At 56.4% G+C, this 23,813-nt stretch carries 23 protein-coding genes; 14 read left to right on the top strand and 9 right to left on the bottom strand.

All coding sequences use genetic code 11. The features are described 5' to 3' along the window. Window positions 1–143 precede the first annotated feature (143 nt). From BFP70_RS04705 to BFP70_RS04740, 8 genes are all read left to right on the top strand, one after another. On the top strand, window positions 144–950 hold the full coding sequence (locus BFP70_RS04705; RefSeq protein ID WP_218059649.1) for an IclR family transcriptional regulator: 807 nt from the start codon (window positions 144–146) through the stop codon (window positions 948–950). Window positions 951–1,152: 202 nt separating this feature from the next. After that, a complete protein-coding gene (locus BFP70_RS04710; RefSeq protein WP_066010213.1) occupies window positions 1,153–2,736 on the top strand; it encodes an ABC transporter substrate-binding protein in 1,584 nt (527 codons plus the stop codon). A gap of 93 nt (window positions 2,737–2,829) precedes the next feature. Further along, window positions 2,830–3,768, top strand: a complete 939-nt coding sequence (locus BFP70_RS04715; RefSeq protein WP_066010214.1) for an ABC transporter permease — start codon at window positions 2,830–2,832, stop codon at window positions 3,766–3,768. Continuing rightward, on the top strand, window positions 3,768–4,637 hold the full coding sequence (locus BFP70_RS04720; protein WP_066010215.1) for an ABC transporter permease: 870 nt from the start codon (window positions 3,768–3,770) through the stop codon (window positions 4,635–4,637). Before BFP70_RS04715 ends, BFP70_RS04720 begins: the two co-directional genes overlap by 1 nt. A 1-nt stretch (window position 4,638) precedes the next feature. Beyond that, window positions 4,639–6,261 carry an ABC transporter ATP-binding protein gene (locus BFP70_RS04725; RefSeq protein ID WP_066010216.1) on the top strand — a complete coding sequence of 541 codons (1,623 nt, stop codon included), beginning with the start codon at window positions 4,639–4,641 and terminating at the stop codon, window positions 6,259–6,261. Between the two features lie 11 nt (window positions 6,262–6,272). Beyond that, entirely contained in the window at window positions 6,273–7,781 is a 1,509-nt protein-coding gene (locus tag BFP70_RS04730) for a M81 family metallopeptidase (protein ID WP_066010217.1), read from the top strand. Next, complete coding sequence (locus BFP70_RS04735; protein ID WP_066010218.1) at window positions 7,781–8,938, top strand: M20 aminoacylase family protein; 1,158 nt, start codon at window positions 7,781–7,783, stop codon at window positions 8,936–8,938. Before BFP70_RS04730 ends, BFP70_RS04735 begins: the two co-directional genes overlap by 1 nt. Beyond that, complete coding sequence (locus BFP70_RS04740; protein WP_255356589.1) at window positions 8,935–10,086, top strand: M20/M25/M40 family metallo-hydrolase; 1,152 nt, start codon at window positions 8,935–8,937, stop codon at window positions 10,084–10,086. The genes BFP70_RS04735 and BFP70_RS04740 overlap by 4 nt, the downstream gene beginning before the upstream one ends. 22 nt (window positions 10,087–10,108) lie before the next feature. Here BFP70_RS04740 and BFP70_RS04745 read toward each other — a convergent pair whose 3' ends face one another. Beyond that, window positions 10,109–10,657, bottom strand: a complete 549-nt coding sequence (locus BFP70_RS04745) for a cupin domain-containing protein (RefSeq protein ID WP_066010219.1) — start codon at window positions 10,655–10,657, stop codon at window positions 10,109–10,111. Window positions 10,658–10,804: 147 nt separating this feature from the next. On the opposite strand from BFP70_RS04745, the gene BFP70_RS04750 reads away from it, so the two are divergent. From BFP70_RS04750 to BFP70_RS04760, 3 genes are all read left to right on the top strand, one after another. Further along, a complete protein-coding gene (locus tag BFP70_RS04750; protein ID WP_066010220.1) occupies window positions 10,805–12,169 on the top strand; it encodes an aspartate aminotransferase family protein in 1,365 nt (454 codons plus the stop codon). 195 nt (window positions 12,170–12,364) lie between these two features. Then, window positions 12,365–13,699 (top strand): trigger factor, encoded by a 1,335-nt coding sequence (gene tig / locus BFP70_RS04755; protein WP_066010221.1) that lies wholly within the window; start codon window positions 12,365–12,367, stop codon window positions 13,697–13,699. A gap of 245 nt (window positions 13,700–13,944) precedes the next feature. Beyond that, window positions 13,945–14,574 (top strand): VPLPA-CTERM sorting domain-containing protein, encoded by a 630-nt coding sequence (locus BFP70_RS04760; RefSeq protein WP_176715493.1) that lies wholly within the window; start codon window positions 13,945–13,947, stop codon window positions 14,572–14,574. 103 nt (window positions 14,575–14,677) lie between these two features. Here the strand turns inward: BFP70_RS04760 and rplI are convergent, their stop codons facing one another. The 5 genes from rplI to uraH form a co-directional block, all read right to left on the bottom strand. Further along, window positions 14,678–15,286 (bottom strand): 50S ribosomal protein L9, encoded by a 609-nt coding sequence (gene rplI, locus BFP70_RS04765; protein ID WP_066010223.1) that lies wholly within the window; start codon window positions 15,284–15,286, stop codon window positions 14,678–14,680. Between the two features lie 12 nt (window positions 15,287–15,298). Then, on the bottom strand, window positions 15,299–15,523 hold the full coding sequence (gene rpsR / locus BFP70_RS04770) for a 30S ribosomal protein S18 (RefSeq protein WP_066010224.1): 225 nt from the start codon (window positions 15,521–15,523) through the stop codon (window positions 15,299–15,301). A 21-nt stretch (window positions 15,524–15,544) separates the two neighbouring features. Continuing rightward, entirely contained in the window at window positions 15,545–15,898 is a 354-nt protein-coding gene (rpsF, locus tag BFP70_RS04775) for a 30S ribosomal protein S6 (RefSeq protein ID WP_066010225.1), read from the bottom strand. Between the two features lie 168 nt (window positions 15,899–16,066). Then, on the bottom strand, window positions 16,067–17,302 hold the full coding sequence (locus tag BFP70_RS04780; protein WP_066010226.1) for a urate hydroxylase PuuD: 1,236 nt from the start codon (window positions 17,300–17,302) through the stop codon (window positions 16,067–16,069). Between the two features lie 159 nt (window positions 17,303–17,461). Further along, window positions 17,462–17,818: a hydroxyisourate hydrolase gene (gene uraH, locus BFP70_RS04785; RefSeq protein ID WP_066010227.1), complete on the bottom strand. Its 357-nt coding sequence runs from the start codon at window positions 17,816–17,818 to the stop codon at window positions 17,462–17,464. A 111-nt stretch (window positions 17,819–17,929) separates the two neighbouring features. Here uraH and puuE point away from each other — a divergent pair, with 111 nt between their 5' ends. Together puuE and BFP70_RS04795 are read left to right on the top strand one after the other, a co-directional pair. Beyond that, entirely contained in the window at window positions 17,930–19,345 is a 1,416-nt protein-coding gene (puuE, locus tag BFP70_RS04790; protein ID WP_066010228.1) for an allantoinase PuuE, read from the top strand. A gap of 9 nt (window positions 19,346–19,354) precedes the next feature. Beyond that, window positions 19,355–20,194 (top strand): bifunctional allantoicase/(S)-ureidoglycine aminohydrolase, encoded by an 840-nt coding sequence (locus BFP70_RS04795; RefSeq protein WP_066010229.1) that lies wholly within the window; start codon window positions 19,355–19,357, stop codon window positions 20,192–20,194. A gap of 33 nt (window positions 20,195–20,227) precedes the next feature. Here BFP70_RS04795 and BFP70_RS04800 read toward each other — a convergent pair whose 3' ends face one another. The 3 genes from BFP70_RS04800 to BFP70_RS04810 are packed head-to-tail and all read right to left on the bottom strand — an operon-like array spanning window position 20,228 to window position 21,965. Next, window positions 20,228–20,584 carry an ArsC/Spx/MgsR family protein gene (locus tag BFP70_RS04800; protein ID WP_066010230.1) on the bottom strand — a complete coding sequence of 119 codons (357 nt, stop codon included), beginning with the start codon at window positions 20,582–20,584 and terminating at the stop codon, window positions 20,228–20,230. Beyond that, window positions 20,575–21,633, bottom strand: a complete 1,059-nt coding sequence (locus tag BFP70_RS04805) for a quinone-dependent dihydroorotate dehydrogenase (RefSeq protein WP_066010231.1) — start codon at window positions 21,631–21,633, stop codon at window positions 20,575–20,577. Before BFP70_RS04805 ends, BFP70_RS04800 begins: the two co-directional genes overlap by 10 nt. Then, window positions 21,630–21,965 (bottom strand): DUF952 domain-containing protein, encoded by a 336-nt coding sequence (locus BFP70_RS04810; protein ID WP_066010232.1) that lies wholly within the window; start codon window positions 21,963–21,965, stop codon window positions 21,630–21,632. Before BFP70_RS04810 ends, BFP70_RS04805 begins: the two co-directional genes overlap by 4 nt. Window positions 21,966–22,133: 168 nt before the next feature. Between BFP70_RS04810 and BFP70_RS04815 the strand changes: the two genes are divergently transcribed. Continuing rightward, a complete protein-coding gene (locus tag BFP70_RS04815; RefSeq protein ID WP_066010233.1) occupies window positions 22,134–23,705 on the top strand; it encodes a bifunctional UDP-sugar hydrolase/5'-nucleotidase in 1,572 nt (523 codons plus the stop codon). Window positions 23,706–23,813: the final 108 nt, after the last annotated feature.

Genomic DNA, 23,813 nt, shown 5'->3' on the forward strand with positions numbered 1-23,813 from the left:
ATGATACAGTTATAGTGTATGATGATCATTGAAATTCATCAAACGATCTGCACAACCCATAATCAACTGCCCAGCCTCAACAGCCAATTTCCGCTATGACCGCTGAATTTTCAGGCAAAGCGTGAACGCCAAAGGACCGAAATTTGAGCAATTATTTTGATCGCCACGCCCTGTCACAGCCCGACCCTGATGCCGCCCCTGATCCGCTGTTCGTGCGTGCTGCCGCCCGCGCAATGCAGGTGATGTCGGCCTTTCATGATGTCGACCGCCCGCTTAGCCTGGGCGATATTGCTGCGATCACCGGGCTGGACCGGTCCACCACACAGCGAATTGTGCATACGCTGCGAAAGCTGGGATATATCAAACGCGACCGACATGACCGCGGATTTGTGCCCGGTGTCCGGCTGTATGATCACATTTTTGACGCGATGCGTATGGACCCTTTGATCCAGGCTGCAGTGCCCTTGTTATTGGATCTGCGCAGCCGGGTAGAAGAGCGAGTTGATCTGTCCCTTGTCGATGATACACGCTTGATTTACGCGACACGCCTACAGCCTAAGCGTGAAGTTTTGCACGCAATGTTGGTTGGCCTGAGCGTGCCGATGTCATGCACCTCATCTGGTTGGGCCGTGTTGGCGCATCTGCCCGAAGACGATGCCCGTGACATCTTGCGCCGGTCGGAAAAACGCGCCTTCACCGCGAAGACTTTGCTAGAAGAGGACGCGATTATGGAGCGCGTCGCCCAAGCCCGCTCGCAAGGTTATATCATCGCCACTGAACAGCTGCTTCCGGGTGAAATTGGCATCGCCGCCGCCGTTGTTAATGCGCAGGGCACCCCCGTGGGGGCGGTGACCATCACTGCGATCCTTTCCGATTGGACAGAGACGAATTTTGAACACGCGATGGGTCCCGCGCTGATGCAGACCGTGCGTGCGTTGAGCCGGCGCTAAGGAAGACTTGCCCCAAGGGAACCCTCTTGCGCCTCTGGTTTGACCGCTAATATGCAAAAATATTACCCACTTTGTAAACATGTCGACAATTTGGCGGGTTTCGCTTTTACTCTGCCACGCCACAGACAAGGCTGATGCCAGAACCTTGCACAAGACAAGGCCGTAAACATTCCAACAGATGCACCGACAGAGAGGATGCCTGATGACAGCTATTTGGAAGGGTTTGACCGTAGCTACGGCCCTTAGCCTAAGCACCGCCCTGCCCGCCCTTGCCGAGACGACGATCACCGCCGTGATGCACTCGGGACTGCGGGTGATCGACCCTGTGATCACCACCGCGCATATCACCCGCGACAATGCCTTTATGGTGTTTGACACGCTGGTCGCGCTGAATTCTGATTTCGAAGTCACGCCGCAGATGGCCGATTTTGAACTGTCCGACGATGGGCTGACCTATACATTCACGCTGCGCGACGGGTTGAAATGGCATGACGGCGGCGATGTGACCCCGGCCGATTGCATCGCGTCGATAAAACGTTGGATGCAGCGCGACGGCGGCGGGCAGATGATTGCCGATAAAATGCAAAGCCTAGAGGCAACCGGACCAAACAGCTTTGCGCTGACCTTAACAGAGCCGTTCCCCTATACGTTGGAAGCAATGGCCAAAGTTTCGTCATTGGCCCTGTTTATGATGCCAGAGCGTTTGGCAAATACCCCAGCAGATCAGGCGATTACCGAGCTGGTGGGCTCTGGCCCATTTAAATTCATGGCGGATGAATTTCAGCCCGGTGTGAAGGTCGTGTATGAGAAATTTGACGATTATGTTCCTTCTGACGGGCCGCAAAGCTGGTTCTCGGGTGCCAAGGTGGTCAATGTGGATCGTGTGGAATGGGTCACGATGCCGGATGCACAAACCACAATCAACGCGCTGATGAATGGCGAGATCGACTTTATGGAAGCCGTCCCGGTCGATCTGCTACCTATTTTGGATGGTATGCCAGATATCGACAATGCGGTTTTATCACCGCTTGGTTCGGTGGCGGTTGGTCGGATGAATTTCAAATACCCGCCCTTTGATGACATCAAAGTCCGCCAAGCCGCGCTGGCCGCAATGAGCCAGATCGACACATTGACTGCCCTGATCGGCAACCCGGACTATTTCAAGGTCTGCGGGGCGATTTTCGGCTGCGACACGCCGCTGGAATTTGCCGATGGATCTGAGGATCTGACCGCAGGCGGCAATGTGGATAAAGCCAAGGCGCTGTTGGCCGAAAGCAGCTATGACGGCACGCCAATCGTGTTGATGCAGCCCACCGATGTGGTGACACTGACTGCGCAACCGATCGTGGCGGCACAAAAGCTGCGCGAGGCCGGATTTGAGGTCGATATGCAGCCGATGGATTGGCAGACGCTGGTCACCCGCCGCGCGAGCCAGGCCGATCCTGCAGAAGGTGGGTGGAACATGTTTTTCACCAACTGGATCGTGCCCGAAGTGTCGAACCCACTGGCCAATATCATGTTGAACGGGCGGGGTGATAATGCCTGGTTCGGCTGGCCCGAAGATCCGGAGATCGAAGGCTTGCTGAGCGATTATGCCGCTGCAACTGATTTGGACGGACAAAAATCCGTAGCCGAACAGATTCAGGCCCATGTGATGGACAATGTGAATTACATCCACCTTGGTCAGTATTACTCCCCCTCGGCATGGCGTTCCGACACGTTGTCCGGTGTCAGCGAAGCCCCGTTCCCAATTTTCTGGGGCCTTGAGAAAAGCGTTTCAAACTGATCGTTTTGGCGATGACCGTGAGGGGCGCTGTGGCGGCCCTCACTTCCTGACCGGATCTGCCCTTCGCAGACCGTCCGACCGGAAGGACCCCCAATGCTTTATCTGTTACGCCGCGCGCTTGCCGCCATTCCGGTGATGCTGGTCGTGGCCGTCTTTGTGTTTTTGCTGCTGCGGCTTACCCCAGGCGATCCGGCTGCCATTCTGGCAGGCGATATGGCCACGCCAGAGCAGCTGGAGCGGATCCGAACCTCGCTGGGATTAAATGAGCCGCTGACCGTGCAATTCTTCGGCTGGATGGGTGATTTACTGCGCGGTGATTTTGGCACGTCGCTGATTTCGGGAAAGCCGGTATTGGATCTCGTCGCCGACCGGATGTGGCCCACAATCTGGATTGCTTTGATCACCATCACGCTTTCGGTCATCATTGCCGTACCAATGGGCGTAGTGGCCGCGTGGAAACATAAAACCTGGATTGATCATATCGTCATGACATTTTCGGTGTTGGGGTTTTCCATCCCGGTATTTGTCATTGGCTATCTCCTGATCAAACTCTTCGCCCTGGATTTGAAATGGTTGCCGGTGCAGGGCTATGTGGCGCCGTCCAAAGATATTGCGGGCTTTGCCGCGCGTTCCGTTCTGCCGGCGCTGACACTGGCGTCGATTTATATAGCGCTGATTGCACGGATGACCCGCGCCAGCTTGCTTGATGTGCTGGGCGAAGATTACGTTCGCACCGCCCGCGCCAAAGGGTTGACGGAAAAGCGCGTTCTGTTTCGCCATGCGCTGCGCAATGCCGCAGTGCCAGTGATGACCGTGATCGGGACCGGATTTGCCCTGTTGATTTCGGGCGTTGTGGTCACTGAATCTGTGTTCAACATCCCTGGTCTGGGACGGCTGACAGTCGACAGTATCTTTGCGCGTGACTACCCCGTCATTCAGGCGCTGATCCTATTGACCTCTGGCATCTACGTTTTGGTCAACCTGTTGATTGACCTATCTTATTCCCTTCTTGATCCAAGGATCCGCTACTGATGGCCGAGAAAACTTTGCGGGCTGCCTTTCCGATCTTTACCCGCAAGATCACCGCCCATGTGGGAATTGCACCGATCTTGGCCGCTGTTGTATTGGCATTGATCGTCCTGGGCGCGCTTTTGGCGCCGTGGGTCGCGCCACATGACCCGATCGCGCAAAACCCGATCATGCGGCTGAAACCACCGGGACCGGACTTCTTGTTGGGCACGGATGCCTATGGCCGCGATCTGCTGTCGCGGGTGATTTATGGCGCGCGTGTGTCGTTGCTAATCGGGTTGGGTGTGACCGTGATGGCCGTGGTTCTGGGGCTTGCAATCGGTCTGGTATCAGGCTTTTTCCGGGTCGCGGATGCGATCATCATGCGGATCATGGACGGGTTGATGGCCATGCCGTCGGTCCTGCTGGCAATTGCGATCGTGTCGCTGATGGGCGCATCGATCTGGACCGTGATGGCGGCGATCACCATTCCCGAAATTCCCCGCGTTGTGCGACTGGTCCGCTCTATTGTGTTGGGGGCGCGCGAGGAACCCTATGTTGAAGCAGCGATTTCGCTGGGAACTTCGATGCCGCGGATTTTGTGGCGCCACCTGATGCCCAACACATTTGCACCGCTGACGGTTCAGGCCACCTATGTCTGCGCATCGGCGATCCTGACGGAGGCGATCTTGTCCTTTCTGGGCGCGGGCGTCAGTACCGAAACCCCCACCTGGGGCAATATCATGGCCGAGGCGCGGATCTATTTTCAGCTGAAACCGTCCCTGATCTTATGGCCCGGTGTCGCGCTGTCACTGTGCATCTTGTCGATCAACCTTTTGGGTGATGCCGCCCGCGATATCTTGGATCCACGCATGGGCAAACGGGAGAATTGAGATGAGCATTCTGGACATCCAAGACCTGCATGTCAGCGTCGATCAGAAAGACGGCGCGACGGTCGTTCGCGGGATCTCGTTGCACATCAACGCCGGTGAGACAGTCTGTCTGGTTGGTGAAAGCGGGTCTGGCAAGTCAGTTTCGTCTTTGTCAACGATGGGCCTGTTGCCCAAAGGCACGCTGAAAGTGACATCAGGAAAAATCCTACTGGAGGGCGAAAACCTTCTGGATCTGTCGCCTGCACAGCTGCGCGACCGCCGCGCCAGCCGTATGTCGATGATCTTCCAAGAGCCGATGACCGCGCTGAACCCTGTGATGAAAGTGGGCGATCAGATTTCCGAGGTTTTGCAAGCCCATACCAAACTGTCCAACGCCGAGGCGCATACACGTGTGATGGAGATACTGAATCATGTCGGCCTGCCCGATATTGAACGGATTGCAAAATCCTATCCGCATCAACTGTCGGGCGGACAGCGCCAGCGTATCATGATCGCTATGGCGCTGATTTTGGAACCCAAGCTGCTGATTGCTGATGAACCTACGACCGCGTTGGATGTCACTACGCAAAAGCAAATTTTAAAACTTATCAAGGACTTGCAGGTCAAACATGGCACTGCGGTTTTGTTCATCACCCATGATATGGGCGTGGTCGCAGAAATTGCGGACCGGGTCTATGTGATGAACCGTGGCGATTTGGTCGAACATGGGCCGGTCATGGATATTCTGGCGCGCCCATCGAAAGACTATACGCGCAAGCTATTGGCCTCGGTCCCGTCCTTGGTACCGCGCAAGGCCCGGCCGGTCGTGGAACGCGCCACCGCGCTGGAGGTGACAGAGCTGAACAAAATCTACGGCAGCGGCGGGGTCTTTGCAAAATCCAAAACCACCCATGCCGCCCGCGAGGTCAATCTGAAGCTGAAAGCCGGGCGCACGTTGGGCATTGTGGGCGAAAGCGGTTCGGGAAAATCCACCGTCGCGCGCTGTGTAATGCGCCTGATCGATCCATCTTCGGGCGGAATCCGCGTCGGCGGAGAGCAGATTTCCGGGCTGAACCGCACCGGGCTGCATCCGCTGCGCAAAAAGACGCAAATGGTGTTTCAAGACCCCTACCGCTCGTTGAACCCGCGTATCAGTGTCGAAGACAGCATTATCGAAGGTCCAGTGAACTACGGCATGCCCCGTGCGGCGGCACGCGCCCGTGCTGCAGAGTTGCTGGAATTGGTGGGGCTGCCGGCCTCTTCTGCAGCGCGCTACCCGCATATGTTTTCGGGCGGACAACGTCAGCGGATCGCGATTGCCCGGGCCTTGGCGATGGAGCCTGACCTGCTGGTCGCAGACGAGGCGGTTTCGGCGCTTGATGTCTCGGTGCAAGCCCAGGTTCTGGACCTTTTGGCAGAGGTGCAAGAGCGCACGCAAATCGCGATATTGTTCATCACCCATGATCTGCGCGTGGCCGCGCAAATCTGCGATGAGGTCGCGGTGATGCAACGCGGGCAGGTTGTGGAATACGGGCTGACCGGCGCAGTTTTGGGTGCACCGCAACATGAATACACCCGGTCGTTGTTACAGGCCGCCCCTGGCCGGGATTGGGACTTTCCCAATTTCCGTCCTGTCGCAGCATAGGGTCACATATCATGGCACCAAAAATTGCAATTGCCGCATTCTTGCATGAAACCAACACCTTCGCGCCCAGTAAGGCGACATATGATGATTTTGCCCATGGCGGTGGCGCGGGCAGAATGTTACGCGGACAAGAGATCATCGACCATATGAGCGATGTAAATGCAGCCATTTCAGGTGCAATCCGATATGGCCGTGATGCGGGTTGGGACCTATGTCCGGCACTGGCCTGCGCGACATCGCCATCGGCCCATGTCACGATGGATGCGTTTGAACGGATCACCCACGAAACAATTGACCGTATCGTGGCCTTTGGCCCGTTGGACGGGGTGTTCTTGGATTTGCATGGCGCAATGGTCACCGAGCACCTGGACGATGGGGAGGGAGAATTTCTACGCCGTTTACGCGCCGCGATTGGCACGGAAATTCCTATCGTCACCTGTCTGGATCTGCACGCAAATGTCACGCAGCTGATGTTCAGTCATGCCGATGTGTTGGAAAGCTACCGCACCTATCCCCATGTCGACATGGCACAAACCGGGCTGCGCGGGGCGCGTGCCTTGGATGCGATGCTGACTGGCGCGCGGCCACAAAAGGCGATGCGCATAGCCCCCTATTTGTCGGCCATCGCGTGGCAATGCACGGCCGATGCCCCTGCAAAGGGGCTGTATGAACGCTTGAGCGAACTGGCAGGAAAAGATCGTCAAATGTCGTTCAACATGGGATTTCCGGCCGCTGATTTCCCCGAGTGTCAGATGAGCGTTCTGGCCTATGGTCCGGACGCAGACGACGCAGCCGATCAGATGATCGCCGCCGTCATCGCCGCCGAACCTGCGTTCAAGGGCCGCGTGTATACGCCCGAAGACAGCGTGGCGCAGGCAATGCGCATCGCGGCCACCGCGCCGGGGAAACCCGTGGTGATATGCGACACACAAGACAACCCCGGCGCCGGCGCCGATAGTAACACCACCGGAATGATCCGCGCGATGGTCACCGCCAATGCAAGCGGAGCCATCGGCAATCTTTATGATTGTGATGCAGCACTGGCGGCCCATCAGGCCGGTGTGGGCGCACAGATTACCGTGGCGCTGGGCGGGCAATCGCGGGTGGACGGCGATGCCCCCTTCACCGCGACATTCACCGTGACCCATCTGTCTGATGGCACATTCCCTGCACAAGGGCCGTATTATCGCGGAAAAACCATGAATATGGGCTTGTCTGCCTGCTTGCAGATCGATCAATTGAAGATCGTCGTCGTCTCGGCCAAGGCGCAAATGGCCGACCGCTCTATGTTCGCACAGGTTGGGATTGACCCGCAACAAGAGCCGATCCTGATCGTCAAATCTTCTAACCATTTCCGGGCCGATTTTGACCCGATATCCGCAGCCCTTCTGACCTGCGCGGCCCCCGGGCCGATGGCTGTGGACCCTGCTCTATTGCCCTGGACCCGCCTGCGCAATGGAATGCGCATGGGCGCCTTGGGTCCGGCCTTTCAAAACGATAGCACAAAGGAACCTGCCTGATGCCGGTGATCGACTATATTGCTGATTTCGCGGATGAGCTGACCGCCATTCGCCGCGACATCCATGAACATCCCGAACTGGGGTTTGAAGAGGTCCGCACCTCTGCGATCGTGGCGCAAAAGCTGACAGAATGGGGGATCACCATCACCACTGGCCTTGGCAAAACCGGCGTAGTCGGGGTGTTGGATGGCACGCGGCCAGGGCGCACGATCGGGTTGCGCGCCGATATGGACGCCTTGCCAATTCACGAAGAAACCAACCTGCCCTATGCATCAAAAACACCGGGCGTGATGCATGCCTGCGGCCATGATGGCCATACGACCATGCTGCTGGGGGCGGCAAAATACCTTGCCACACATCGAGATTTCGCCGGCCGCGTGGTATTCATCTTTCAACCCGCCGAAGAGGGGCTGGGCGGTGCACGCGCCATGATCGCAGACGGTCTGTTTGAGAAATTCCCCTGTGATGAGCTATATGGCATGCACAACTCTCCTATGGATCCGATGGGGGTTGCGGGACTACGCAAAGGACCCGCGATGGCAGGGTCGGATTTCTTTGACATCACCATCAAAGGGCGCGGCAGCCACGGCGCGCGCCCCGAAGACAGTATCGACCCTGTCGTGATCGCATCGGCCATGGTCACGCAGATGCAAAGCATCGTGGCGCGCAATGTCACCCCAACACAGCCCGCCGTTCTGTCGGTGACGAAAATCCATGGCGGCGACGCCTATAATGTGGTGCCTGAAACCGTTACGTTAGGCGGAACAATCCGCTTTTTCGATGCCGATACCGGTGCGTTGATTTCACAGCGGATCCGCGATCTTTGCGCGGGGATGGCGCAAAGCTATGGCTGTGACATTCATGTGGATCTGCGCAATACATTCGATGTGCTGATGAATGATGATACGCTGGCCGATCACCTTCTGGCGGCTGCGCAATCGGTCATCGGAGACGGTGCCACCCTGCGCGATGAGCTGATTATGGGCTCTGAGGATTTCGCAGATATGCTGCGGGTCGTGCCCGGCGCCTATTTGCATATCGGCCATGACGGCGATGTGCCGGTGCACAATCCGGGCTTTGTTCTGGATGATAAATTGCTGCCACTAGGCGCATCGATTTTCGCCAATCTGGTCCAAGCCCGAGGAGAGGCCGCATGAAGGATATGACCGCAACCAATTGGCAAGAGCTGGCCTTTGACACCGACGACATCATCACCGGGCTAAAGCCCTGGATCGAATGCGAAAGCCCTACATATGACGCACAGGCCGTGGGTAAGATGATGGACCTAGTGGCCGTGAAATGCGCCGAACTGGGCGCAACGATTGAGGTCATTCCCGGCTCTCAGGGGCTTGGCCCATCGGTGCGCGCCCGCTTTGCCCATCCCAAAATGGATCAGCCTGGCATCTTGATTTCGGGCCATTTTGACACGGTGCATCCGATCGGGACCTTGACTAAAAACCCATTCCGACGCGAGGGCGGCAAGGTTTATGGTCCTGGCATTCAGGATATGAAAGGCGGCAATTACATCACCTTAGAGGCGATCCGCGCGATTATTTCGGCTGGGATTGAAACCCCTTTACCCATCGTGGCGCTGTTCACCCCAGATGAAGAAATCGGAACCCCCGCCACACGCACCATGATCGAGGCAGAGGCAAAGCGGGCCAAATATGTGCTGTGTCCAGAACCCGCCCATGCCGATCTGGGCGTCTGCACCGGGCGGTATGCCATCGCGCGTTTCAACCTGACGGCCACCGGCAAACCCAGCCACGCAGGCGCCAATGTCAAAGGCGGCATTTCCGCCGTACGCGAGCTGGCCCGCCGGATCATCGAAATTGAAGAAATGACCTCTGAGGAATGCACGTTTAGCTGTAACGCCATCGCATCGGGGCAATGGGTGAATTGCGTACCCTCATTTGCTTCGGCTCAATGTCTGTCGATGGCGATGAAACAAGAAGATCTGGACGCAGGCGTGGAAAAGATGCTGGCGCTGAATGGCACACGAAATGGTGTGACCTTCACCGTGACGCGCGGCGTGACCCGGCCTGTTTGGGAGCCTGGTCAGCCAGGCACGATGGCCCTGTATGAAAAGGCCCGCGCAATTTCGCAATCTATCGGGCTGGACATGCCTCATGCCAGCGCGGGTGGCGGATCAGATGCCAATTTCACCGGAGCAATGGGCATTCCCAGCCTATGCTCATTGGGCGTGTTGGGTGATGGGCTGCATACATTGGACGAACATATCATCGAAGATATGATCGTGCCGCGCACCCGCATCATTGCCGGTTTGCTGTGCACATTGGAATGATCCCAACGCCCCGCCCGGCGCGTCAAAAACTGGGCGGGGTGCAGGCGCTGATCACATGGCACGGTTCGGCGCCCGAATTGCGAAAGCGATGCGGCAGGTGGCTGTCAAACGCATAGGCATCCCCCGGCCCAAGCAATTTGCGCTGCCCGTCCACCGTGACCTCTAAGCGCCCTTGCAGCACATAGCCGACCTCTTCGCCAAGATGGCTAAGCGGCACTTTCCCTGTATCCGCGCCGGGTTGATACTGCTCCACCAACATTTGCACTGCGCCGCCCTCCCCGATCTGGCGATAAGACACCCGGCCCCGGCCGATTTCGCGTAATTCATCAGCGGCAAAGAACACTTTGCGCGGCAGATCCGGTTCAAAGGCAAAAAATTCTGCCAAGCCAATCGGCACGCCATCCAAAATCCGTTTTAACGCACCAATCGTCGGATTGGTCTGACCGCTTTCAATCAAGGAAATGGTGGAATTTGGCACGCCGACCCGGCGTGCCAATGCGCGTTGTGACAGGTTGCGCGCCATGCGCAAAGCCCGCAACCGCCCACCGATATCCACATCTTCATCCGCCATCGCGCCCTGCCCTGTTCTACATGTTCATTCAGCGGCAACACTATGCGATCGAAGACCAAAATTCAAAGAGTTAGCAATAGTATAAAAAGGATTGTCGCCGCGGAAAAATTGTCGACACTTGTCAAAACCTCAAGAGGATCTCACGCCATGCTGACCAATGATCTGACCGCTGTAACCGAAGCAGACCGCGCCCATATTTGGCACCATTTGCTGCAACATAAATCATTGGAAACCAATGACCCACGCATCATCGTCAAGGGCGCGGGCATACGTGTTTGGGATCAAAAAGGCACAGAGCTGTTAGATGCGGTTTCGGGCGGGGTCTGGACCGTCAATGTGGGCTATGGCCGCGATTCCATTGCCAATGCTGTGCGCGATCAATTGATTGAATTACCTTATTTTGCAGGCTCGGCCGGATCAATTCCCGGATCGATTTTTGCCGAGCGACTGTTGACGAAAATGCCGGGCATGAGCCGGGTCTACTACGCGAATTCAGGATCAGAGGCCAATGAGAAGGTCTTTAAAATGGTCCGTCAAATCTCGGCCAAATACCACGGTGGTAAAAAATCCAAGATCTTGTTCCGGGAACGCGATTATCACGGCTCTACGCTGGGCACGCTGGCCGCCTGTGGTCAGCCTGAACGCGCCGCACAATACGGGCCGCTGCCCGGAGGCTTTATTGAAGTGCCGCATTGCTGCGAATATCGGGCGCAATGGGATGTGGAGAACTACGGCCAACGCGCAGCCGATGCGATTGAAGAAGTCATCTTGCGCGAAGGGCCAGATGAAATTGGCCTGCTGTGTCTGGAACCTGTCACCGCGGGCGGTGGCGTCATCGTGCCGCCTCAAGGATATTGGGAAAGGGTGCAGGAAATCTGCACCAAATATGACATCTTGCTGCATATTGACGAGGTCGTGTGCGGTATGGGGCGCACGGGCGTTTGGTTTGGCTATCAAAACTATGGGATTCAGCCCGATTTCGTGACAATGGCCAAGGGTGTGGCCTCTGGCTATGCAGCGATTTCGTGCTGCGTTACAACAGATGCGGTGTTTGAAAAATTCAAGGACTCCGAGGATCATCTGGGCTATTTCCGCGATATCTCGACCTTTGGAGGCTGCACGGCAGGGCCTGCGGCGGCATTGGAAAACATGCGCATCATCGAAGATGAAAACCTGTTGCAAAACACGCTGGATATGGGGGCGCGCTTTTTGTCTAATCTGAACGGGTTGATGGAAAAGCATCCCGTCATCGGGGATGTACGCGGGGCCGGTCTGTTCGTAGGGGCCGAATTGGTCACCGACCGTAGAACGAAAGAGCCCGTAGATGAAAAAATCGGCGCGCAGGTCGTGGCCGAAGCCGCAAAACGTGGCGTGATCATTGGAATCACCAATCGATCATTGCCCGGATTGAACAATACGCTGTGTTTCAGCCCTGCCCTGATCGCCACGTCCGACGATATCGATCAGATCACCGAGGCAGTCGACGGTGCCTTAACCGCAGTGTTTGGCTAATCCCCCAAGCCAATGCGCGGCACCTTGCCTGTGCGCGGTGCCGCAAACCCGTGAATGGGCTGCGAAAACACGGGTTCGCACAGGCGGAACCTGTTTTCGCCTTGCCACGCAGGCCCCTGATCAATAGAAAACGCGGGAATTAAGTTGCGGCCCCTTCGGACATTCCGTCGGGGCAGTCAAGAAAAAGGACATCATATGCAGGTCACCGAGACCCTGAACGAAGGCCTCAAGCGCGGCTACAAGATCACCATCACAGCGGCCGAGCTGGAAGAAAAAGTTACGGCAAAGCTGAAAGAAGCGCAGCCGGAAATCGAGATGAAGGGCTTCCGCAAAGGTAAAGTCCCGATGGCGATGCTGAAAAAGCAATTCGGCGAGCGCATGATGGGCGAAACCATGCAGGAATCGGTCGACGGCGCGATGCAAGAGCATCTTGAAAAGTCGGGTGATCGTCCTGCGATGCAGCCTAAAATCGAGATGGAAGGCGGCGAACAGTGGAAGCCCGGTGACGACGTTGTCGTGGCTGTAGAATACGAAGCCCTGCCAGAGATCCCCGAGTTTGATGCCGCTGGCCTGAAGCTGGAAAAGCTGGTTGTCAAAGCATCCGACGAAGCGATTGAAGAAGCGCTGAACGGTCTGGCCGAAAACGCTCAGAACTTTGAGAAAAAGCGCAAAGGCACCAAAGCCAAAGACGGCGATCAGGTTGTCATCGACTTTGAAGGTTTCGTAGATGGCGAAGCGTTTGAAGGCGGCAAAGGCGAAGACTATCCGTTGGTGCTGGGCTCGAACTCTTTCATCCCGGGCTTCGAAGACCAATTGGTCGGCGCAAAGCAGGAAGACGAGCTGGACGTAAACGTATCCTTCCCTGAGCAATATCAGGCTGAGCATCTGGCCGGCAAAGCCGCCGTGTTTAAATGCACCGTCAAAGAAGTTCGCGGCCCCAAAGCTGCGGAAGTTGATGACGAGCTGGCAAAGAAATTCGGTGCCGAAGATCTTGATGGTCTGAAAAAACAGATCGCTGAGCGTCTGGAAGCAGAATACACCGGTGCTGCGCGTCAGATCCTGAAGCGTGGTCTGTTGGACCAGCTGGACGACAAAGTGACCTTTGAACTGCCACCTTCTCTGGTTTCAGCGGAAGCATCGCAGATCGCGCATCAGCTGTATCATGAAGAAAACCCAGAAGACACGGGCCATGATCATGGCGCGATCGAGCCCACTGACGAACACAACAAGTTGGCAGAGCGCCGCGTGCGTTTGGGCCTGTTGTTGGCTGAGCTGGGCCGTAAGGAATCGGTTGAAGTCACCGATGCCGAAATGACCCAAGCCGTTATGAACCAGGCCCGCCAATACCCGGGCCAGGAACGCCAGTTCTTTGAATTCATTCAGCAAAACCCGCAGATGCAGCAACAGCTGCGCGCACCGATCTTTGAAGACAAAGTCGTCGATCTGGTCGTAGAAAAAGCTGACGTGACTGAAAAAGAAGTGTCGAAAGAAGAGCTTCAAAAAGCGGTCGAATCGCTCGACGAAATCTAAGTCGATTTTGATTGGAATTTTAAAGGGGCGGTCATTTGGCCGCCCCTTTTTGCATGCCCAGCCTCAGCCGCACAGCGCAAGACGAACCGCCCAAGATCGCGTCTTTTGCAAGGCATCTTCCTGAAGGTATGGCATGACATGCCCCAAAGCGGCCCCAAAATCGCCATCGATATTTAGCAAATATTAGGAATCTCGGACCTGCGCCTTGCGTGGTCTTGTCGGTAAAGAGGTTACGAATGACTAATATGTTGAGACGATCGTTGGTGCCTGCGATTGCACTGTCGGCGGGCATCGCCCTGCATGGCATTGCTCAGGCCGCAGTGATCCAGGAATATCCCCTGTCTAATACGTCCAGCGTGGACTTGAACCAAGACGGTGTTACGGATGTACAATTCAATGAAACCCTCACCAGCTTGGGGCGTTTTGTGATCACACATTCTTTGGAAGCTGCTGGAACGGGCAGCAACATGGTGTCGAGTGGCCGTCCACTGTCGGATGGGTTTGTAATTGACGGCACAACCGGTTGGAGCTCATCTGAAACGCTGTACAATTTCAATGTTGGCCGCGCATTGTTTGGTCGGAACGCACTTCGGGGCGCATGGGTCGAACGCGGAGGCTTGCGATCTGGCTACCTTGGGGTAGCGTTCGCGGCAGAAAATGGCGCAACCCATTATGGCTGGTTAGAGCTGGCGGCGGATGCGCTCGGCAACAGCCAGCTGGTCAGCTATGCGTGGGAAACCGTGGCAGGCGTGGGCATCGCGGCCGGGTCGACCGAAACCTTGGCCCCCGTGCCATTACCAGCGTCACTTGCGCTTTTTGGGACAGCCATTGGCGGCTTAGCCCTTGTAAAACGGCGCAAAAAGAAATCCTCGTAAAAATATGGTTTGATCCGGAGAACGGATCAAACCACCGCTTAAAAATGAAAAAAACCGCACCATCGCTGGCGCGGTTTTAATTTTTACATCAATCCGCTTAGGATCAATCTTCGTCAGACGCCGATGCATCGTCGGATGCGTAATCGTCGTCACGACCGGCAGCGCCGATATCGTCGAACAGGTTCGCCACTTCGAATTCGCCTTCGGCTTCTGCTTCAGCAGCCAGATCCTGAATGGATTTGCCCGATGCCTGCAGTTCCGCTTCTTCTGCCGAACGCGCAACGTTCAACTGAATGACAGCGTCAACTTCAGGGTGCAGCGCGACGTGAACGTCATGCAGACCAAGATCTTTGATCGGACGCGGCAGGGAAACCTGCTTACGGTCCACTGAGAAACCAGCCTCTGCCGCAGCATCAGCCGCGTCACGGGTTGTCACCGAACCATACAGCGCACCTGCGTCGGAGGCCGAACGGATAACGATAAACTGCTGACCGGTCAGCTTTTCAGCCGCTGCTTCAGCTTCTTTTTTGGTTTCAAGGTTGCGTGCCTCAAGCTGAGCTTTGCGATCTTCGAAGGACGCAATATTTGCGGCCGACGCGCGAAGCGCTTTGCCCTGTGGCAACAGGAAGTTACGACCGTAACCGTCTTTGACGGAAACGACATCGCCCATTTGACCAAGCTTGGCCACACGTTCCAGAAGGATGACTTGCATGTGCTTGACTCCTTACTTCACAGCGTAGGGCAGCAGAGCGAGGAAGCGAGCGCGCTTGATCGCGCGTGCCAGCTCACGCTGTTTTTTCGCCGAAACGGCGGTGATGCGTGCGGGAACGATTTTGCCGCGCTCAGAGATGTAGCGCTGCAGAAGACGTGTGTCTTTGTAATCGATCGCAGGCGCGTTATCACCCGAGAACGGGCAGACTTTGCGGCGACGGAAAAACGGTTTTGCCATGGTATATGTCCTTTCCGAAGATCAGCGACGTTCGCGACGGTTGTCACGCTCGTCACGTTTTTGCATCTGCACGGACGGGCCTTCTGCATGTTCTTCAACCTTGATGGTCAGAACGCGCATCACGTCGTCATGCAAGCGGCACAGACGCTCCATTTCCTGAACGGCGGCCGATGGCGCGTCGGTCTTCAGGAAGGCGTAGTGGCCTTTGCGGTTTTTGTTGATCTTATAGGCCATCGTTTTGACGCCCCAGTACTCGGATTCGACGACTTTACCGCCGTTATCTGCAAGCACCGTGGAGAAATGTTCGACAAGGCCTTCGGCCTGCGTGTTGGACAAGTCCTGACGCGCAATGAGGACATGCTCGTAAAGCGGCATATCTGCTCCTGTTTTCAAGGGCGGCTTCATAGGCGGGTTTACCCTTCCGCGCCCCGCCACGAGAGGCATCGCCGGTTCAGATGAACTGCGGAAGTTCGTGGTCCATACGCAAGACGTGCCAAAAACGCAAGGATTAAACGCCCACATGCGGGTAGCAATTGTCCCGGCTTACCCATCAGCCATAGCGGCACGATACCATGCGCGGATGGCAGCGCGTTCTTCGGGCTCCATAAAGCTAAGGTTGCCAGGCGGCATCGCGTCACTGACACCGGCTTGCAGATAGATCGCCTGCGCAGCCTGTGCAATTTGTGACGGGGTTTCCAGATGCACATCTTTGGGTGCTGCGCCGATACCATCATATCCTGGATCTTGCGCGTGGCACATCGAACAGCGCCCCATGATCATATAGGTGACATCTTCAAACCCTGCGGCATCGGCAAATCGCTGCGAAGCAGGAGTGTAGTCTTCCGCCGTGTCCCACGGATCGCCCTGCGCCTCTGCCCCAGCGGCAGACAGGGCCATAATCGCGGCAAAAAGCGCGGCGGTCACACCCCAAGTCCACCACAGATACCCGCCATGCCCATGATGCGTATTAAAGAAATGCCGGATCGAAACACCCATCAAAAACACCAAGGACGCAATCAACCAATTGTAATCATTAGCAAAGGCCAATGGATAATGGTTCGATAGCATTAAAAACAACACCGGCAAGGTCAGATAGTTGTTGTGCGTTGAACGTTGCTTGGCGATCTTACCATATTTCGGATCAGGCACGCGACCGGCCATCAAATCCGCCACAACGATTTTCTGGTTCGGGATGATCAGAAAGTAGACATTGGCCGACATAATCGTCGCAGTAAACGCGCCCAGATGCAGCAAGGCCGCACGGCCTGAAAACACCTGACTATAGCCCCATGCCATCACCACCAGCACAATGTATAAAAACACCATCAAGCGGGTGTTGTCCTCGCCGAACTTCGATTTACAGATCCAGTCATAGGCCAGCCAACCGATGGTCAACGACCCGGCCGAGATCAAAATCCCAACCCATACTGGCATCTCCAGCACGCGCGGATCTATCAGGTAAAACTCTGCCCCGGCCCAATAGACCAGCATCAACATGCCCAACCCCGAAAGCCATGTGATATAGCTTTCCCATTTGAACCATGTGAGCTCTTTTGGCATCGAATCCGGCGCGACCAGATACTTCTGGATATGATAAAAGCCGCCGCCATGCACCTGCCAGGCCGCGCCATGCACCCCATCGGGCGCATTTGCCTCGGGCCGTAATCCCAGATCCAAGGCAATGAAATAAAACGAGGAGCCAATCCAGGCGATCGCGGTAATCACATGCAGCCAGCGCATGGCAAACTGCGCCCATTCAAGCCAGAACGTATAATCCATTGGTCCCCTCGTAAAACCCATGCTGTTACACTGACCTTGGCCAAGCAGCTCTTACGCAGCAAGCGGTTGTCGCGCCAGGGTGGCCAGAGCAAATTATCTTCGCATGAATTATAGACTGTGTCGCCTAAATTTTATGCGACACAGAATATCACGTCACGCTTAGCTGCCGCGATAAGTCGACATGCCATAGGGCGACAGCAACAACGGCACATGGTAATGCGCCTGGGCATCATTGATCCCAAACCGGATTGGCACCTGATCCAAAAACAGCGGCTCTTGATTGACTTGGCTGCTACCACGAAGGTAATCACCGGCGTTGAAGATCAACTCATAAACACCTGTTTTAAAATCACCTTTAGGCAATATCGGGGCATCCGTCCGCCCGTCGTCATTGGTCGTCATCCGCGCCAATTCGACTCGGTCTTCGCCCACAATCCGAAACAAGGTGATCTGCAGCCCCGCCGCCGGGCATCCACGCGCCGTGTCCAAAACATGTGTTGTTAAATATCCGCTCATCATACCCTCCATGTCCTTTGACACAGTGGCGCGCCTGTGCCCGCGCTGCAAGCACCCCTCTTGCAACCGCCCAAGATTTAGGCCTTTCATCAGGGGATGAAGGAGAGCCAGATGACCCGATACCCCCGTGACATGCGCGGCTATGGAGCCAATGCGCCAGATGCGGCATGGCCCAATGGTGCCAAGCTCGCGATTTCTTTGGTACTGAATTACGAAGAAGGCGGCGAGAATAACATCTTGCACGGGGACGCCGCATCCGAGGCGTTCTTATCCGACATTGCAGGCGCCGCGATGTGGCAAGGCCAGCGACATTGGAACATGGAATCAATCTATGAATACGGGGCGCGGGCCGGATTTTGGCGGCTGCATCGGCTGTTCACAGGGTTGAACCTGCCGGTCACGATTTACGGCGTGGCCACCGCGCTTGCACGCAACCCCGAACAAGTGGCTGCGATGCAATCGGCAGGCTGGGAAATCGCCAGCCACGGATTGAAATGGGTCGAACATAAAGACATGCCAGAGGCCGAGGAACGCGCGCAGATCGCGCAAGCCATCCGCCTGCACACCGAGGTCACCGGCAGTCGTCCGCGCGGCTGGTATACCGGCAGATGCAGCGCGAATACCGTGCGCCTGACGGCCGAGGAAGGCGGGTTCGACTGGATCTCTGACACTTATGATGATGACCTGCCCTATTGGCGCGAAATGGGGGAGCGCGATCAGCTGGTGATCCCTTACACACTGGAAGCCAATGATATGCGCTTTGCCACAGCGCCGGGATATATCGAAAGCGAGCAATTCTTTCAGTATCTGAAAGACAGTTTCGATGTGCTGCATGCCGAAGGGGAGGCAGGTCAGGCCAAGATGTTCTCAATTGGGTTGCACAACCGCCTGATTGGCCGTCCGGGAAAGCTGGCAGGGCTGAAGCGATTCTTGCTTTATGCGATGGCGCGGGGCGATGTCTGGTTTGCGACCCGTGGTGAAATTGCCGCACATTGGGGAACCCATCACCCCCATATTCGCCGCGAACGCCCCAGCCAGATGACGCAAACGCGGTTTGTCGAGGCCTTTGGCGCGATCTATGAACACAGCCCGTGGATTGCACAGCGCGCCTATGGGTTAGAGCTTGGCCCCGCGCATGATTGCACCGAAGGCGTGGCCTCGGCGCTGGCGCGGGTATTTCGCACCAGCACCGACCAAGAACGGCTTGGGGTTTTGACCGCCCATCCAGATCTGGCCGGAAAATTGGCACAGGCAAAACGGTTGACCGCCGAAAGCACCTCGGAGCAGGCCAGCGCCGGGTTGGATGCGCTGACAGATGCCGAACGCGATGAATTTGAACGGCTGAACACTGAATATGTCGCACAGTTTGGCTTTCCGTTCATTATCGCGGTAAAGGACCATGACAAGGCATCAATCTTGGCGCAGTTCCAGTCACGGCTTCGCAATACGCGGGACGTGGAATTCGCCCAAGCCTGCCGGCAAGTAGAGCGGATCGCCTGGCACCGCTTGCACGCAATGGATCTTTAAGGCGCTGATATGAAATTCGTACCGACCTATTACGCCCCGACGGGGGGCTTGCCCGATCAAAACCAACGCGCGCGCGAAAGGGCGCATTTCACCGAAAGCTATGCGGTTATTCCGCGCGGCACGATGTCCGATATTACCATCTCATACCTACCGGGATGGGATAAATCCCGTGCATGGGTTTTGGCGCGGCCATTGACCGGGTTTTCAGAAACATTCGCACAGCTGGTGGTCGAGGTCGCGCCGGGTGGCGGATCAAAGCAGCCCGAACCCGATAAGGATGCGCAGGGCGTCATTTTTATTTTGGAGGGCCATCTGCGCGTCACGATCAAAGACCAGACATATGAGCTGGACCCGGGTGGCTATGTCTATCTGGCACCGGGGGAGGATTGGACAATCGCCAATACCGGCGACACGCCCTCTACATTGATGTGGGTGCGCAAAATTCATGAACGCGCCCCCGGCATTGATCTGCCCGAAAGCTTTGTGACCGCCGATAAAAACATCACACCGATCGAGATGCCCGACACCGCCGGATATTGGTCCACCACGCGCTTTGTCGACCCGTCCGATATGCGCCATGATATGCATGTGAATATTGTGACATTCATGCCCGGCGGCACGATCCCCTTTGCTGAAACCCATGTGATGGAACATGGGTTGTATGTGCTACAAGGGCGTGGTGTTTATCTGCTCAACCAAGACTGGGTCGAGGTAGAGGAAGGCGACTTCATGTGGCTGCGCGCCTTTTGCCCGCAAGCCTGTTATGCGGCGGGACGCCGACCGTTCCGGTATCTGCTGTATAAAGACGTGAACCGTCATGTGAACCTGCGGGGAATTTTCTCGCGCTAGATCAAAGTCTGGCCTGGCCTAATCAAAGCCCGCTCAAAGAATCTCCAGAATGGCTTCGGGAGGGCGACCGATCCGGGCCGCTGTTTGGGTCAGCCCGATAGGCCGCTCAATCCATTTGGGTTGTGCGGCCAATGCAGAAAATATCGTCACTGCATCGGACCCGTGATCCAGCGCGTCTTGTCCGCCCGCTTTCGCTTGGCGGACGTCCTTCCAGCGCACCATATCCGCAGCTGGACAGCCCAGCTTTTGCTGGACCTCCATCAGCTCGGTCACCGTTGGTACATCTTGCAGATAAAGCCGCACGTCCACCACCTGCCCCGCCTGTTCCAACAGCGTCAAGGCCGCGCGCGACTTTGAGCACCGCGGATTGTGCCACAGCGTTACAGCCATGCGTCCCGTCCCGTTCCAACCGCTTGATCTATGGTTGCAAAGCCATCGCGTTCCAGCAGCGCATCCAACCCTTTAGCGATACGGCCCGCCAATGACAGTCCTTCGTAAACCAACGCGGAATAGACCTGAACCGCGCTTGCCCCGGCACGGATCTTTTCATAGGCCTGTTCGGCGGAGCCTACGCCCCCCACACCGATCAATGGTACTTTTCCGTCCAATTTTTGACTAAGCTGTGCCAAAACACGGGTGGATTTTTCAAACAAAGGCGCACCGGACAGACCGCCTTTTTCCTGCGCATAGGGGCCCGACACTTTGTCCCGGTCCAACGTGGTATTGGTAGCAATCACACCGCTGATGCCCGAGGCAATAGCAACCTCTGCGATTTGCGCAATTTCATCTGGCTTCAAATCCGGAGCGATTTTCAAGAAAATCGGAATTGGGTTGGCCAAGGCGCTGCGTGCCTCCATGACACCTTCCAACAGGGCCGAAAGGGCTGCGGCCCCTTGCAGATCGCGCAATTGTTCGGTGTTGGGCGAGGACACATTGACCGTCGCAAAATCAACATGCGGTCCGGCGTGGGCCAGAACCTGCGCGAAATCGGCGCTGCGGTCCACGCTGTCCTTGTTTGCCCCAAGGTTCAACCCGACAGGCACGCCCGAAGGGCGGGCGGCAAGCCGCGTCGTGATCGCGCTCATCCCCTCATTGTTAAAGCCGAAACGATTGATCACTGCACGGTCTTCGGTCAGACGAAACAGACGCGGCTGCATATTGCCCGGCTGCGGCCGTGGCGTCGCCGCGCCGACCTCTAGAAACCCGAAGCCCGCCCGCATCAGTGGCGCCACGGCCTCGGCATTTTTGTCATAGCCTGCGGCCAGACCTACCGGATTTGGCAAGGACAATCCCGCCACCTGCGTCGCAATCCTTGCGGAGGTAAACACCCCTGCCAAGGGCACGACACCCGTATTCAGCGCCTTGATCGACAAACCATGTGCGGCCTCTGGGTCCAGCCTATGCAGCGCGAACAACCCGGCGCGTTCGATGATATTCATGTCATATCCTTTGGGAAAGCGTGGGTGCCACCGATCAGCGGCAAATCATAACGCGTCACGACATCGTCCAGTCGCAGCTTTCGATACAGATGTGGGAACAACGCCCCACCGCGCGAAGGCTCCCATATCAGCGCCTCCATTTTATCGGCTTCACAGGCCAGCAGCACCAGCCCATCTTCCCCTGCAAAATGTTTCGCGGCGGTTTCTTGCGCCTGCGCGGCGGTCGAGAAATGAACATAGCCATCGGCCAGATCAACAGGCGCCCCCGCCGTTTCACCGGCGGCTTCAAAGTTCAGCCACTCTGGCTGGCGGAATATTTTATAAATCAGCATGAGACACCCAATGACCTTTGCCACAAAAATAATCAATCCAGAGCCTGAGTGCATCTGTCATTTTACCGTCACGCAACGAAAGCACAGTAGCGCGGCAATCGGGTTTTGACAGTTTGGTCAAAGTAACGAGACTGTAAAAGATATATGACAGAATCTCCGGAGGGATCTATGAAGACGCGCTTTCTTGCAGGCACCGCAGCCGCACTTGGCCTGATGGCCGGTGCCGCCCAAGCTGATTACACGCTAACGGTTCTGCATACCAATGACTTTCACGCGCGGTTTGAGCCGATCAGCAAATATGATTCGACCTGCGGCTCAGAGGACAACGCAGCCGGGGATTGCTTTGGTGGAACTGCACGTCTGGTGACCGCCGTTGAAGAGGCCCGTGCACGCGCCGGAAATTCCATCCTTGTGGATGGCGGTGACCAATTCCAAGGCACGCTGTTCTACACCTATTACAAGGGAAAGATGGCCGCCGAATTCATGAATAAGCTGGGCTATGACGGGATGACTGTCGGCAACCACGAATTCGACGACGGGCCAGAGGTTCTTGCCGGTTTCATGGATGCGGTCGACTTCCCGGTTCTGATGTCCAACGCGGATGTTTCAGCAGAGCCCGCGCTGGCCGATAAGCTGATGAAATCCACGGTAATCGACGTGGGCGGTGAAAAGATCGGCCTGATCGGCCTGACACCGGAAAACACCGACGAACTGGCAAGCCCCGGCCCCAATGTCACCTTCTCTGACCCCGCACAGGCCGTGCAAGGTGAGGTCGACAAGCTGACCGCCGAAGGTGTCAACAAGATCGTTGTGCTGTCGCATTCGGGCTATGATGTTGACAAGATGGTGGCCGAGAACACCACCGGTGTGGATGTGATCGTGGGCGGTCACGACAATTCGCTGCTGGGTGATATGGATGGCGCGAAAGGACCTTATCCTACGATGGTGGGTGATACTGCGGTGGTGCAGGCCTATGCCTATGGTAAATTCCTGGGCGAGCTGAACGTCACATTTGATGATGATGGCGTCATCAAAACCGCAGCCGGCGCGCCGTTAATCATGGACGCTGCCGTGACCGAAGACGAAGGCACTGTCGCGCGTATCACGGAATTGGCCCAGCCATTGGAAGAAATCCGCAACGAGGTCGTGGCACAAACCGCCGCACCAATTGACGGATCGCGTGACAACTGCCGCGCGAAGGAATGCGAGATGGGCAACCTTGTAGCCGATTCCATGCTGGACCGAGTAAAAGATCAGGGCATTCAGATCGCGATCGCCAATGGCGGCGGGCTGCGGGCCTCGATCGACGAAGGCGAGGTAACGATGGGCGAAGTGTTGACGGTCCTTCCGTTCCAAAACACTTTGGCCACCTTCCAGGCATCAGGTCAGGTGGTGCTCGATGCGCTTGAAAGCGGCGTAGGCCAGATTGAAGAAGGGGCGGGACGTTTCCCACAGGTATCGGGCGTGACCTTCACAATCGACGCTGCCGCAGACCCCGGCAGCCGCGTTTCTGACGTGATGGTAGATGAAGATGGCGAATGGGTGGCACTGGATCCGGCAAAAACCTATGGCATCACCACCAATAACTATGTTCGCAACGGTGGCGACGGCTATAAAATGTTCATCGATGGCGAAAACGCCTATGATTACGGCCCTGATTTGGCGGATGTCGTGGCGGAATATTTGATCGAGAACGGTCCGTATACGCCCTATCTGGACGGCCGCATCACGCTGAAATAACGCTATAATTTTTAGCATCCACGGGGGCCATGGGGAAACCTTTTGCCCCCGTTTTCATGACATTTGCCTGCGCCTTACCCTGTCCCCTTGCAAATGATTTCGCCCTGC

This window comes from Thioclava sp. SK-1, from assembly GCF_001705665.1.
Classification (GTDB): domain Bacteria; phylum Pseudomonadota; class Alphaproteobacteria; order Rhodobacterales; family Rhodobacteraceae; genus Thioclava.

Excerpts from the sequence above, each read along its gene's own strand:
- BFP70_RS04710 (WP_066010213.1), top strand. The coding sequence starts at position 1,153 with ATGACAGCTATTTGGAAGGGTTTGACCGTAGCTACGGCCCTTAGCCTA.
- BFP70_RS04715 (WP_066010214.1), top strand. The coding sequence starts at position 2,830 with ATGCTTTATCTGTTACGCCGCGCGCTTGCCGCCATTCCGGTGATGCTG.
- BFP70_RS04720 (WP_066010215.1), top strand. The coding sequence starts at position 3,768 with ATGGCCGAGAAAACTTTGCGGGCTGCCTTTCCGATCTTTACCCGCAAG.
- BFP70_RS04725 (WP_066010216.1), top strand. The coding sequence starts at position 4,639 with ATGAGCATTCTGGACATCCAAGACCTGCATGTCAGCGTCGATCAGAAA.
- BFP70_RS04730 (WP_066010217.1), top strand. The coding sequence starts at position 6,273 with ATGGCACCAAAAATTGCAATTGCCGCATTCTTGCATGAAACCAACACC.
- BFP70_RS04735 (WP_066010218.1), top strand. The coding sequence starts at position 7,781 with ATGCCGGTGATCGACTATATTGCTGATTTCGCGGATGAGCTGACCGCC.
- BFP70_RS04740 (WP_255356589.1), top strand. The coding sequence starts at position 8,935 with ATGAAGGATATGACCGCAACCAATTGGCAAGAGCTGGCCTTTGACACC.
- BFP70_RS04745 (WP_066010219.1), bottom strand. The coding sequence starts at position 10,657 with ATGGCGGATGAAGATGTGGATATCGGTGGGCGGTTGCGGGCTTTGCGC.
- BFP70_RS04750 (WP_066010220.1), top strand. The coding sequence starts at position 10,805 with ATGCTGACCAATGATCTGACCGCTGTAACCGAAGCAGACCGCGCCCAT.
- tig (WP_066010221.1), top strand. The coding sequence starts at position 12,365 with ATGCAGGTCACCGAGACCCTGAACGAAGGCCTCAAGCGCGGCTACAAG.
- BFP70_RS04760 (WP_176715493.1), top strand. The coding sequence starts at position 13,945 with ATGTTGAGACGATCGTTGGTGCCTGCGATTGCACTGTCGGCGGGCATC.
- rplI (WP_066010223.1), bottom strand. The coding sequence starts at position 15,286 with ATGCAAGTCATCCTTCTGGAACGTGTGGCCAAGCTTGGTCAAATGGGC.
- rpsR (WP_066010224.1), bottom strand. The coding sequence starts at position 15,523 with ATGGCAAAACCGTTTTTCCGTCGCCGCAAAGTCTGCCCGTTCTCGGGT.
- rpsF (WP_066010225.1), bottom strand. The coding sequence starts at position 15,898 with ATGCCGCTTTACGAGCATGTCCTCATTGCGCGTCAGGACTTGTCCAAC.
- BFP70_RS04780 (WP_066010226.1), bottom strand. The coding sequence starts at position 17,302 with ATGGATTATACGTTCTGGCTTGAATGGGCGCAGTTTGCCATGCGCTGG.
- uraH (WP_066010227.1), bottom strand. The coding sequence starts at position 17,818 with ATGAGCGGATATTTAACAACACATGTTTTGGACACGGCGCGTGGATGC.
- puuE (WP_066010228.1), top strand. The coding sequence starts at position 17,930 with ATGACCCGATACCCCCGTGACATGCGCGGCTATGGAGCCAATGCGCCA.
- BFP70_RS04795 (WP_066010229.1), top strand. The coding sequence starts at position 19,355 with ATGAAATTCGTACCGACCTATTACGCCCCGACGGGGGGCTTGCCCGAT.
- BFP70_RS04800 (WP_066010230.1), bottom strand. The coding sequence starts at position 20,584 with ATGGCTGTAACGCTGTGGCACAATCCGCGGTGCTCAAAGTCGCGCGCG.
- BFP70_RS04805 (WP_066010231.1), bottom strand. The coding sequence starts at position 21,633 with ATGAATATCATCGAACGCGCCGGGTTGTTCGCGCTGCATAGGCTGGAC.
- BFP70_RS04810 (WP_066010232.1), bottom strand. The coding sequence starts at position 21,965 with ATGCTGATTTATAAAATATTCCGCCAGCCAGAGTGGCTGAACTTTGAA.
- BFP70_RS04815 (WP_066010233.1), top strand. The coding sequence starts at position 22,134 with ATGAAGACGCGCTTTCTTGCAGGCACCGCAGCCGCACTTGGCCTGATG.